The following is an 11,503-nucleotide window of genomic DNA, read 5'->3' on the forward strand; positions in this document are numbered from 1 at the left end:
GCGGTCAGTCGGGGATGCTGTCCGGTCGCCCGGCGTCCTCGACGACCCGCGTGGCGGACTCGACGAGCGCGACGATCCGCTCGGCCTCCTCCGCGGTGATGGAGGTGAGCACCTCGTCGAGGCGCGTCTCGGTGTCACCCACGACGGCGTCGATCTTCGCGCGGGCGTCGTCGGTCAGCTGCAGCACGCGCACCCGGCCGTCGACGGGATGCCGCGGCTTCTGGATGAAGCCCGCGACGGTGAGGCGGTTCGTGATCGTCGTCGCGGTCGCCGACGACACGCCGAGGCGGATCCGCAGGTCGGTGCCGCGCGCGGGCTCGCCCCGGCGCTCACGGCTCCGGATGAAGCGCAGGGCGGCGAGGTCGGTGCTGCCGACGCCGAGCAGCTGACGGAAGCGGGAGCGCATGCGCATCTCCGCGTCGTCGAACTCGCGGAGCGCGACGACGATCGCGCTCGCCTGGGGAACGAGCTCCCCGGCGACGAGCTCGGACGGCACGGCAGCCGCCTTCGGGTCGCTCATCGGCACCACCCTTCGCTGGTCACCGTACAGGCAGAGACCGCACCGACACCCAGGTTCGAAGTCGGTGGTGTAGCGACTCCTCGCGCGACGCGCAAGGCGAGAACCGGATAATCTCGGCAACCGAGACATCACCGGTACACTCGCCGATGTACGGAGGTTCCGTGCGCATCGGGACAGTGCCGTTCCGAGACCACGGGCGCCTGCCGCCCGGCGAGGACGGAAGCATGACCGAGGAGACCCGCACCGCGGCTCTTCCGGCGGTGCTGCAGGGCCGGTACCGGCTCGGGACCGTCATCGGCAAGGGTGGCGCGTCGGTCGTCTACCGGGCCCGCGACCAGCTCCTCGGCCGCGACGTCGCGATCAAGGTCTTCACCGCCCGCGCCGCGGATCCGCAGGACCTGCGCGCGCAGGAGACCGAGGCGCGGATGCTCGGCGCGCTGAACCATCCGGGCCTCGTCACGCTGCTCGACGCGGGCATCGACCTCACCGACATCGACGCCCCGCAGGTCTTCCTGGTGATGGAGCTCATCCGCGACTCGGACCTCCGGGAGCGGATCCGGCGCGGCCCGCTCGACGCGCGCCAGGTGGCGTACATCGGGTACGACATCGCGGGCGCGCTCGAGTACGTGCACGAGCACGGCATCGTGCACCGCGACATCAAGCCCGCGAACGTGCTCCTGTTCGAGGCCGGCATCGAGCGGCCGATGCGCGCGAAGCTGGCGGACTTCGGCATCGCGATGCTCCGCGCGCAGGGCGTGCTGCCGAGCGAGTTCACCACCGGCACGGCCGCCTACCTCAGCCCGGAGCAGGTCGAGGGCCACGAGCTCGACGCGGAGACCGACGTCTACAGCCTCGGCCTCGTGCTGCTCGAGGCCGCGTCGGGCCGCGTCGTCTACCCCGGATCCGTCATCGACTCCGCGCTCGCCCGCCTCGACCGGCAGCCCGAGATCCCGCATTCCGTGCCCCGGCCGCTCGCCGCCGTGATCGCCTCGATGGTCGAGCGCGAACCGCGCAACCGGCCGACGACGCCGGAGGTCGCCGTCGCGCTCCGCGACGTGCTCGTCGACGACCTCGGCGGGTCGCGCCCCGCTCCGCACGACGCCGAGACCTCCCGCCTCGAGGCGGTGCAGCGCTACAACCTCGTCGACACGCCGCCCGACGGCGCCTTCGACCGCATCACGTCGCTCGCGGCGCGCATCTTCGACGTCCCGGTCGCGATCGTCTCGATCGTCGACGCGAACCGCATCTGGTTCAAGTCGCACTTCGGCGTCGACATCTCCGAGGTCGAGCGGTCCCGCGGCCTCGCGACCGGCGGCGGCCTGCACGAGCAGACCCTCGTGATCGAGGACGTGCTCACGGATCCACGCATCGGCGTGTACCCGCAGGCCGTGTCGAGCTCCGGCCTGCGCTTCTACGCGGGTGTGCCCCTGATCACGCCCGACGGCCACAACCTCGGCAACCTGCAGATCATCGACTACAAGCCGCGGAAGATGGCTGAGGGCGAGGTCGCGATCCTCGAGGACCTCGCCGCGATGGTGCTGCACGAGATGGAGCTGCGGCTCGCAGCCCGCCGGGTCGTCCTCCGCCGCGACTGAGGCGCCGCATCCGCCGTGGATCACCGTCGCGCGGTAGCCGTGGCGACGCGAGAAGTTGCAACCCACCTGGGTGATGCGCCCCTCATCGATGTCCCGATGGGGTGAGTTGCCACTTCTGGCCCCCGAAACGCCCGTTCGAGGGCGAGAACTCACCTGGGCGCGCGCACGTTCACGAGGTGACGGAGACGCGGCGGCGTCGCGAGGTCTCCGTGACCGGGGCGGCGATGAAGCCGAGGCCCGCGAAGCGTAGCCACGACACCCGCAGCTCCATCGTCGCCGCCGCCGCCGGGTCGTCCTCCGCCACGACTGAGCGGCGGCATCGGGACTACCGCGCGACGGGGAGCCCGTCGGCGGTCGCCGCCGTGCGCGGGCGCGTGCCCGCGAGCAGGATCGGCCAGGACAGCAGCCACGGCACCGCGATCGCCCCGAGCAGCAGCGCCGGGTCGACGTGGGTGACCAGCCCGACCAGCGCGGCCCCGATCGACGCCGCCGCCGAGCGGAGCCCTGCGCCCACGATGAAGACCTGCGCGCGCACCTCGCTCGGGCTCTCCTCCTGCCGGATGCGGAGCATCGCGGCGACCCCGGGCGCGTCGGGCAGCCCGGCCAGCGTGAGGGCGACGAGCGTGAGGGCGAAGGTCGGCACCACCGCGGCGAGCAGCGTGAGCAGCCCCGTGGCGGTGAAGCCGATGGCCATCACGCGGCGGGCGGGGAGCCGGCCGAGCAGGCGGGTGACGGCGGGGGTCGTGATCGCGAGCGCGCCGGCGACCCCGCCGATGGCGAAGCCGGTGAGCAGCCATCCGCCGCCGCTCTCGCCGCCGCCGCGCTGCACCGCGAGCAGCACCGCGACCACCGGCATGGCGCCGCCGCCGAGCTGCACGATCGTCCCGGCGGTGGTCGAGCGGGTGAGCGGATGGTGCGTGAGCAGGTGCCGGGTCGCCCCGCCGATGCCGCGGAGCAGCGCGGCCGGGTGCATCGATCCGCCGCGTGGGACGAGCGGCAGCAGCTGCAGCACGACGCCGCCGACGAGCGCCACGACGGCGAGCGCCAGCAGCGCGCCGGTCGGCGAGAGCACCACCGTGGCGAGCGCGACGAGGCCGGGGCCGCCGATGCCGGCGATGTTGTAGGCGAGCGCGTCGACGGCCGTGCCCCGGGCGACGTCGCCCGGCAGCACCTCGCCGACGAACGCGGACAGGCCGCCCATGAAGACCGGCATCACGATGCCGCCGACGATCAGCGCGGCGAACACGATCGGCAGCGGCACGACCGTGAGAAAGGCGCAGAGCACGAGCACGCCGGCGAGCATCACGGAGGCGCCGAGCATCAGGTGCCGCGGCGAGCGGGCGGCGTCGAGGAGCGCGCCGATCAGCGGCGCCGCGATGACGCTCGGGGCAGTGAGCACCGCGATGAGCGCCCCGCCGAGGGCGACGTTCTGCAGCTGGATCGCCGCGGCGAGCGCGAGGGCCACGCCAGCGCCCCCGGAGACGAGGCGCATGGGCACGGCCGCGGCCAGGTACGTCAGCTCCGCCCGGCGCGCATCCATGCTCCGAGCCTTGCAGGTGCCGCCGACCGGATCCTCCGTAGGCTGCCGCGGTGCCCGAGCCGCGCCCCGTCATCACGGTCGTCGCGGCTCTCGTGACGGATGCGGCGGGCCGCCTGCTGCTCGTCCGCAAGCGGGGCACGGACCGGTTCATGCAACCCGGCGGCAAGCCGGAGGCCGGCGAGGGACTCCGGGAGGCGCTCGCGCGGGAGCTGCTCGAGGAGGTGCGGCTGGACGTCGATCCGGCGGCGCTCGAGGACCTCGGCCGCTTCGAGACCGACGCCGCGAACGAGCCGGGGCACGCGCTCGTGGCTCACGTGTTCCGGCTGACGGTGGCCGGCCCGGTCGAGGCGGCAGCGGAGATCGCGGAGCTGCGCTGGTGCACCGTCGCCGAGGCCGACGACCTCGGCCCGCGCCTCGCGCCGCTCGCCCGGCACCTGCTCGCCCTCTGCTGAGCCGCGACATGGAACGGCCCCGCCGCGCTGGGTGCGCGGCGGGGCCGGAGGGCGAGCGCCCGGGTCAGGCGCTCGTGGTGATGGCGCCGTTGACGCCCTTCGGGAAGAACCCGCCCTTGGTCGTCCTGCCCGGGTTCAGGTAGACGATGTTCAGCACCTGCCCTGGGGTACGACCGAACGCGATCGAGTTGTCGTCCGTCGGCACGATGTTCGAGTAGGACCTGTTGCCGATGCCCTGGTCGTCGTCGCTCTTGCCGTCGAGGCTGTCGCGCGCGTTCGAGATCTTCTGCACGGCGTCGAAGATGCCGCTCGTCTCGAAGCCCTCGTCGTAGAGGGCGCCGCGGATGAGGCCCGCGTGGTAGGCCTCGACCGCGAGGATGCCGGCGGCGGCCCCGAGATAGGTCTTGTTCGTGATGAGCGGGGCTGCGCCCTTGTAGGCGGTGACGCCGACGTCCTCGAAGATGAATGCGGCGAGCAGGAAGTTGTTGTCGCTCGCGAAGGCGTCGAACTTCTGCCCCGGCTTGATGAGACCGGCTGCCTGAGCCGCGGCCGTGAAGGCGGCGTCGAGGGCGATCGCCGGCTGCGACACCCGCGCGCTGCCGAGTGCGGCGCGGAGGAATTCGACGTGCTGCTTCTCGTCCTTCGCGATCTCGTGAGCGAAGTTCTTGATCTTCCGCGAACGGAAGGGCACGCGGTGGCCGCCGGAGACACGGCCGCGCTCGCCCGTACCGGTCGTCATGCTGTCGGGCAGTCCCTCGCCGTAGGCGGCGCGGAGGTAGAACTCGGCCTCGAGGTACTCGAGGTTCAGGGCGAAGTTCAGCACCGAGCCGTCGCTGACGCCGCCGGTGTCGGCCGACGCGGACGCCGCCGGGAGGAAGGCCGCGGCTGCGGCGCCGGCGCCGGCGAGGCCGGTGAGGGTGAGGAGCCTGCGGCGGTCGACCTGGGTCTCCGCGCTGCGTTCGATCGCGTTCGCGATGAATCGCTTGTCGTACATGTGGGGTTCTCCTTCATCGGGTTTGCGACCTTCTCGGATCGCGCCGCCCCGGCGCCGACGGGTCGCCGTCACCGTGAACTGCCCGAAATGTAGGAGTGGGAAAGCCATCCGCAAGTAGCCGAACCTGGCAGAACGCCTACAGAAGGGCCGCATTCGAGAGTCGGCTCCGAATACCGGAATGCCGACGGATGCGGTCTGCCGCATCCGACCCGGAGAAGAACGCTTTCGGTGCCGTCGGAATGGGATTCCCCGGCCGCGTCCGAGCCTCAGGATCCGGGCAGCGCCCGCTCCGCGATGACGCGCTTGTACCAGTGCGCGCTGTCCTTGAGGATCCGCTCCTGGGTGTCGTACTCGACCCGCACGATCCCGAACCGCTTCGTGTAGCCCCACGACCACTCGAAGTTGTCCATCAGCGACCAGACGAAGTAGCCCTGCACGGGCACCCCGGCGTCGATCACGTCGAGGACCGCCTGCAGGTGCCGGTGCACGTAGTCGATGCGGTCGGCGTCGTGCACCGCGCCGTCCTCGACCCGGTCGTCGAACGCGGCGCCGTTCTCGGTCACCATCAGCGACAGGTCGGGGTAGCGCTCGTGCAGCACGGTGAGCAGGTCCGCGAGCCCCTGCGGCTCGATGTTCCAGCCCATCTCGGTGTACGGGCCCGGCTGCGGGAGGAACTCGACGTCCTCCGCGCCCGGCCACGGCGTCGCCTCGGCGCCCTGGTGGCCGTCCGCCTGCTGCTTCGGTGTCGCCCCGTCCCAGAGGCGCACCCGGCTCGTCGAGTAGTAGTTGACGCCGAGCACGTCGATCGGCTGTTGGATCGCCTCGAGGTCGCCGTCCTGCACGAAGGACCAGTCGGTGATCTCCTTCGTGGCCTCGAGCAGCTCCTCGGGCAGCCGGCCCTCGAGCATCGGGCCGAGGAACGCCTCGTTGCCGAGCGCCTCGACCTTGCGCTTCGCCGCCTCGCCGCTCGGCCCCTCGGGCCGGAAGACGTGCAGGTTCAGCGTGACCGAGAACTCCGGGTCGTTGGTCACGACCTCACGGAGCGCCGTGAGCGCGAGCCCGTGCGCCAGGTTGAGGTGGTGCACGGCCTGCAGGCTCGCCAGCCGGTCGGTGCGGCCGGGCGCGTGCACGCCGGAGGCGTACCCCAGGTAGGCGGCGCACCAGGGCTCGTTGAGGGTCGTCCAGGTGGCGACGCGATCGCCGAGCGCCGTCCCGACGACCCGGGCGTAGTCGGCGAACGCCTCCGCGGTGCTGCGGACCGTCCAGCCGCCCTCATCCTCGAGCGGCTGCGGGAGGTCCCAGTGGTAGAGGGTCGCGACCGGCGAGATGTTCCGCGCGAGCAGGCCGTCGACGAGCCGGGAGTAGAAGTCGAGCCCGGCCCGGTTCACGGCGCCCCGGCCCTCGGGGACGATGCGCGGCCAGGCGATGGAGAAGCGGTACGCCTGCAGCCCGAGGTCGGCCATGAGGTCGAGGTCGGCGTCGAGGCGGTGGTAGTGGTCGTCCGCCACGTCGCCCGTGTCGCCGTTCACCGTCCTGCCGGGCGTGTGGCTGTACGTGTCCCAGATGCTCGGGCGGCGGCCGTCCTCGTCGACCGCCCCCTCGATCTGGTACGACGCGGTGGCCGATCCGAACACGAACGACTCCGGGAATCCCATCCGACACTCCTTGCGCTTCCTCGCGAATCCAGCCCGACCGAGTATTCCGCAGCGCGACGCCGGTTCTCCCACGGCATAGGGGTTCCCTGGGCATCCGGCACCCGCTGCGAAGCCTGGCTCGATACCATGAGGTCTGTTCCTGAGGAGGGATGCGCGATGCGTCTTCGCCGGATGACGGCGGGCCTCGTGCTCGGCGTCCTGCTCTCGGTGGCCGGCACGGCCGCCGCCGAGGCCGCCACGCCCGTCGACACGGGTGGCTCCTCGGTCGTCGACCAGGTGCACGCGCTCACCTCGGCCCAGGTGCCGCAGGTCACCGATGCCGTGGATCGGGTGGCGAGCGACTCCAGCACCCACCTCACGGTCGTCTACGTCGACACGTTCAGTGACCCGGCGAACGACCAGGCGTGGGCGATCGCGTCAGCGCAGCGCAGCGGGCTCGGCAGCGGCGACCTGCTCGTCGCGGTCGCGACGCAGTCGCACCAGTACGGCTTCGCCCGCTCGAACGACTACCCGCTCTCCCACGCCGAGGTGCAGAGCCTCGTCGACTCGGCGCTGATCCCGGACCTCAAGCAGCATCAGTGGGCGGATGCCGCGATCTCCTTCTCGAAGGCGCTCGACACCCGGCTCCAAGGCGGCGGTTCGGGATCCGCGGGATCCTCGGGGTCCGGATCCGATCCGGGGCAGAGCGCCTCGTCGTCCGGCACGAGCGGAGGCTCCGTGTTCCTCACCCTGTTCCTGCTCGTCGCGCTCGTCGCCGTCGTGCTGGTCGTCGTGCGCGTGCTGCGCCGCCGCCGGGCCGTCACCGTCGGCGCGGGCGCGGGCCCGTCGCCGGTGGGGCCGCCCGCCGCGCCGCCGGTCGACCAGAAGGAGCTCGACACCCAGGCCGCGCGGGCCCTCATCGCGCTCGATGACGAGCTGACGACGAGCGACCAGGAGCTCGGCTTCGCCGAGGCGGAGTTCGGTGAGGAGGCCGCGAAGCCCTTCCGCGCCGCCCTCGAGACGGCGAAGGCGAAGGCGAAGGAGGCCTTCGGCATCCGCCAGCAGCTCGACGACGAGATCCCCGAGACGCCCGACCAGCGGCGGGCGATGACCCAGCGGATCATCCAGCTCGCGAAGGAGGCGGACGCGGGCCTCGACGCCCAGAAGGAGTCCTTCGATTCGCTGCGGAAGCTCGAGGCGCAGCTGCCCGACGCGGTACGGGCCGCGGACGGCGACCGAGCCCGCCTCGCCGCGCAGGCGGACGCCGCCGAGTCCGCACTGACGCAGCTGCGCAGCCGGTACGGCGACGATGCGACCCGCGGCAGTGCCGACGACCTCACGCAGGCGCGGTCGCTGCTCGCGTTCGCGCAGCAGGCGCTGATGCGCGCGGGCGCCGCCGGCGGCAAGGCCGGTGAGGGCGCTGTCGCGCTGCGCGGCGCGCAGCAGGCGCTCGGGCAGGCGGGCACCCTGCTCGCCGGCATCAGCGCCGCGCCCGGCGAGTTCGAGGCCGCGAAGCGCCGCCTCGACGCGACGGTGGCGGACACCCGCAGCGACGCCGACGAGGCGCGACGGCTGCTCCCTCGGGCCGGCGGCGACCGCCAGGCGCTGGAGCGGGCGGTGAAGGATGCGGATGCCGCGGTGGCGGCCGCGGCCGGAACCGCGCCGAACGCGGCCCTCCCGCCGCTCGAGCAGGCGAACGCGGCGCTCAACGACGTGCTCGATCGCGTCCGCAGCCGGGCCGACAGCACGAAGCGGGCGGTGACCGCGCTCCCCAGGGTGCTCGACGGCGCGGAGCGCTCCGTCGAGGCGACCCGCCGGTACATCGACACCCGACGCGGCGGCGTCGGCACCGACGCGCGCACCCGGATCGTGGAGGCGCAGCGCCAGCTCGACACGGCGACCGCCGCCCAGCACGACGACCCGGTGGGCGCCCTCGCGGCCGCGCAGCGTGCGCAGTCCCTCGCGAACGAGGCCTACGAGCTCGCGCAGCAGGACGTCGACGACTTCCGCGGCGGCCCGTGGGGCGGCGGCGGCCGGTACGGCGGTGGTGGCGGCGGGTTCCTCACCGGCGCACTGCTCGGCGGCATCCTCGGCGGCGCCCTCGGCGGCGACCGCTGGGGGGGCGGCGGCTGGGGTGGCGACGGCTGGGGCGGTGGCGGCGGCTGGGGCGGCGACGTCGGCGGCGGCGATTTCGGTGGCGGCGGCGGGTTCGACGGGGGTGGGGGCGGCTTCGGCGGCGGCGACTCCGGTGGTGGTGGAGGGTTCTGATGGGCAGACTCTGGAACAGACAACGGAAGGGTTCGACGATGGCGAAGCAATCGATCCTCGGCCGCGTCTCACAGCTCGTACGGGCGAACGTGAACGCGATGATCGACCAGGCGGAGGATCCGCAGCTGATGCTGGATCAGCTCGTCCGCGACTACTCGAACAGCATCGCGGAGGCGGAGGACGCCGTCGCGGTGACGATCGGCAACCTGCGGCTGCTCGAGCAGGACCACGACGAGGACGTCTCGGCGGCCGCGGACTGGGGCCGCAAGGCGCTGGCCGCGAGCGCGAAGGCCGACGAGTTCCGCGCGGCCGGCAAGGCGGCGGATGCGGACAAGTTCGACAACCTCGCCAAGGTCGCGATCGGCAAGCAGATGCAGTCCGAGAAGGAGGCCCGCACCGCGGAGCCGACGATCGCGTCGCAGAACGAGGTCGTCGAGCAGCTGAAGGCCGGCCTCGACGGGATGCGCCAGAAGCTCTCCGAGCTGACGTCCAAGCGCGACGAGCTGGTCGCCCGGTCGAAGACGGCGGCCGCGCAGTCGCAGGTGCACGACGCGATGCGCAGCATCGACGTGATGGACCCGACGAGCGACCTCGGCCGCTTCGAGGCGAAGGTGCGCCGCGAGGAGGCCAAGGTCATGGGGCAGCAGGAGCTGGCCGCGTCGAGCCTCGACCAGCAGTTCGAGAGCCTCGAGGACCTCGGGAAGCAGACGGAGATCGAGGCGCGGCTCGCCGCCCTGAAGTCGGGCTCGAACCAGCTGACCGCGACGCCGCGGCGCGCGATCAGCGAGTAGCGGCGCTGCGGCCCACCTGGCCGTCCGGCATCCGCCGGACGGCCCGATGACGCTGCGCACCGCCACCGATCCGGGCGACTACCGCTCGATCGCGTGGCGGCCGCCGCAGACGATGCGGTGGGGGCTGCCCGCCGCGGTCGTGGTGCTCGTGTTCTTCGCCCTCGAGCCCCTCGTCGGCGTCGGCCTCGCGGCCCTCGGCGTGCACGTCTCGACCGCCGGCGGCATCGCGATCGGCCTCGGCGCCTACGCAGTGGCGGTCGGCTACGCGGTCCTCGTCTCGCGGCGCGCCGGATCCGGGTCCCTCCGCCGCGACTTCGGGCTCGCCATCCGCCCGATCGACCTCGGGATCGGGTTGCTCGCCGCGATCGGGATCGAGATCGTCCGCGTGCTCATCGGCGCGGTGCTGACGTCGGTCACGCCGCTGCGGCCGACGACGAACGTGCACCTGGCGGGCTCGACGGCCGGGAACGTGGTGCTCGGGATCGTCGCCGTGCTCGTCGGGCCCGCTGTCGAGGAGCTGATCACCCGCGGCATGCTGATGCGCGCCATCCGCGCGGCGATCCTGCGCCGTGCCGTCGAGCCGACCGAGGTCCGGCGGCACCTCGCGGTGGACGCCAGCGTGCTGCTGTCGGCGGCGGTGTTCACGGTGCTGCACCTGCACGAGGCGCCGGACCTCGTGACGGCGGTGGCCCTGGTGCTCAGCATCTTCCCGATCGGGCTCGTCGTCGCCTGGCTCGCGACGCGCACCGGCCGGCTCGGGCCCGGCATCGTCACGCACGCCCTCGTGAACGCACTCGCGCTGGCGGCGGCCGTCTCCCTGGCACACTGACCGGACCTGACGGCGTCATCCGACCGGGTCGAGGCTCGCGCGCAGGGCCACCCGCTACGGTCGAGACGTGCAGAAGCCCAAGCTCTGGCTGCGAGTGCTCGTCGTGGTGGCGGCCTTCTGGGTCGCCCGCGCCCTGCGCCGCGCCGGCCTCACCTGACGGCGGGCGTCGCCGCGCATCCCCTGCGCAGACGGCTGCGCGAACGACGGAGGAATCGCACTTCGTCGACCGGTTCAGCCCGACTGCAGCCCCTCCGGCGCAGAAACTCCGTCGTTCGTGCAGGAGGAAGGATCGGGTCAGCCGGCGAGGGCCGCTGGATCGGTGACGGGCAGGCGGCAGACGAAGTCGTGGCAGAGGTAGGCGGCCGCCGCACCGCCGACGAGCCCGCGCTCCGCGAACAGCTCGAACTCCGCATCCGCGAACGCGCGCACCGCATCAGGGGAGACGATCGCGGTGACCGACGTCGGCACGGACCGGGCCGCGGATGCCAGCGGGCCGTCCGGCTCCGCGGTCACGACGACGAGCTGCCGCACCGGCTCGGCCATGGCCAGCGCGACCCCGAGCAGGCCGCCGAAGCCGATCGGCCGCGCCGCCGCCTGGGCCGCGAGCGGGGCGATCGCCGCGGCCGCCGCATCCCGGTAGCGGGGCTCCGCGGTCAGCAGATGCAGCCGCCACGCGGCCCGCGCCATCAGGGTCGTTCCCGACGGGTACGCGCCCTCCCCCGCATCCGCGTCGGCGGTCACGCCCTGGGCGCCGAGCACCGGGTCGCCGCCGCCGGGCAGGACGACGCGGCCGTCGGCGAGGCAGGCGTCGACGAGGTCGCGGCCGACCACCGCGAGGTCCGCGCGGCCGGTCGCGACGGCGAGCGCGAGCAGGCCGTCC

At 73.1% G+C, this 11,503-nt stretch carries 10 protein-coding genes and 1 pseudogene; 5 read left to right on the forward strand and 6 right to left on the reverse strand.

All coding sequences use genetic code 11. From position 1 onward, the window contains the following. Positions 1–4: 4 nt before the first annotated feature. Positions 5–520, reverse strand: a complete 516-nt coding sequence (locus tag VIG76_RS11505; RefSeq protein ID WP_331954242.1) for a MarR family winged helix-turn-helix transcriptional regulator — start codon at positions 518–520, stop codon at positions 5–7. A gap of 224 nt (positions 521–744) precedes the next feature. Here VIG76_RS11505 and VIG76_RS11510 point away from each other — a divergent pair, with 224 nt between their 5' ends. Then, on the forward strand, positions 745–2,115 hold the full coding sequence (locus VIG76_RS11510) for a protein kinase domain-containing protein (protein ID WP_331954244.1): 1,371 nt from the start codon (positions 745–747) through the stop codon (positions 2,113–2,115). Positions 2,116–2,284: 169 nt separating this feature from the next. On the opposite strand, the gene VIG76_RS11515 is transcribed toward VIG76_RS11510, so the two are convergent. Then, positions 2,285–2,419: a hypothetical protein gene (locus tag VIG76_RS11515; protein WP_331954246.1), complete on the reverse strand. Its 135-nt coding sequence runs from the start codon at positions 2,417–2,419 to the stop codon at positions 2,285–2,287. 21 nt (positions 2,420–2,440) lie between these two features. Continuing rightward, positions 2,441–3,655 carry an MFS transporter gene (locus VIG76_RS11520; RefSeq protein WP_331954248.1) on the reverse strand — a complete coding sequence of 405 codons (1,215 nt, stop codon included), beginning with the start codon at positions 3,653–3,655 and terminating at the stop codon, positions 2,441–2,443. 50 nt (positions 3,656–3,705) lie between these two features. Between VIG76_RS11520 and VIG76_RS11525 the strand changes: the two genes are divergently transcribed. Beyond that, complete coding sequence (locus VIG76_RS11525) at positions 3,706–4,107, forward strand: NUDIX hydrolase (protein WP_331954250.1); 402 nt, start codon at positions 3,706–3,708, stop codon at positions 4,105–4,107. Between the two features lie 64 nt (positions 4,108–4,171). Here the strand turns inward: VIG76_RS11525 and VIG76_RS11530 are convergent, their stop codons facing one another. Together VIG76_RS11530 and VIG76_RS11535 are read right to left on the reverse strand one after the other, a co-directional pair. Next, positions 4,172–5,101 carry a ferritin-like domain-containing protein gene (locus VIG76_RS11530; RefSeq protein ID WP_331954252.1) on the reverse strand — a complete coding sequence of 310 codons (930 nt, stop codon included), beginning with the start codon at positions 5,099–5,101 and terminating at the stop codon, positions 4,172–4,174. Between the two features lie 266 nt (positions 5,102–5,367). Beyond that, complete coding sequence (locus VIG76_RS11535; protein ID WP_331954254.1) at positions 5,368–6,756, reverse strand: GH1 family beta-glucosidase; 1,389 nt, start codon at positions 6,754–6,756, stop codon at positions 5,368–5,370. A 156-nt stretch (positions 6,757–6,912) separates the two neighbouring features. On the opposite strand from VIG76_RS11535, the gene VIG76_RS11540 reads away from it, so the two are divergent. Genes VIG76_RS11540 through VIG76_RS11550 form a run of 3 tightly spaced genes read left to right on the forward strand, consistent with a single transcriptional unit; the run spans position 6,913 to position 10,623 of the window. Continuing rightward, positions 6,913–9,003 carry a TPM domain-containing protein gene (locus VIG76_RS11540; RefSeq protein ID WP_331954256.1) on the forward strand — a complete coding sequence of 697 codons (2,091 nt, stop codon included), beginning with the start codon at positions 6,913–6,915 and terminating at the stop codon, positions 9,001–9,003. Between the two features lie 38 nt (positions 9,004–9,041). Beyond that, positions 9,042–9,794, forward strand: a complete 753-nt coding sequence (locus VIG76_RS11545) for a PspA/IM30 family protein (protein ID WP_331954258.1) — start codon at positions 9,042–9,044, stop codon at positions 9,792–9,794. A gap of 46 nt (positions 9,795–9,840) precedes the next feature. Continuing rightward, positions 9,841–10,623 (forward strand): CPBP family intramembrane glutamic endopeptidase, encoded by a 783-nt coding sequence (locus VIG76_RS11550; RefSeq protein ID WP_331954260.1) that lies wholly within the window; start codon positions 9,841–9,843, stop codon positions 10,621–10,623. Positions 10,624–10,917: 294 nt separating this feature from the next. Here the strand turns inward: VIG76_RS11550 and VIG76_RS11555 are convergent. Next, positions 10,918–11,503 (reverse strand): annotated as a pseudogene (locus VIG76_RS11555) (thioredoxin domain-containing protein); the annotation flags it as partial.

Origin of the sequence: Amnibacterium sp. (assembly GCF_036559085.1) — a bacterium.
Lineage (GTDB): Bacteria > Actinomycetota > Actinomycetes > Actinomycetales > Microbacteriaceae > Amnibacterium.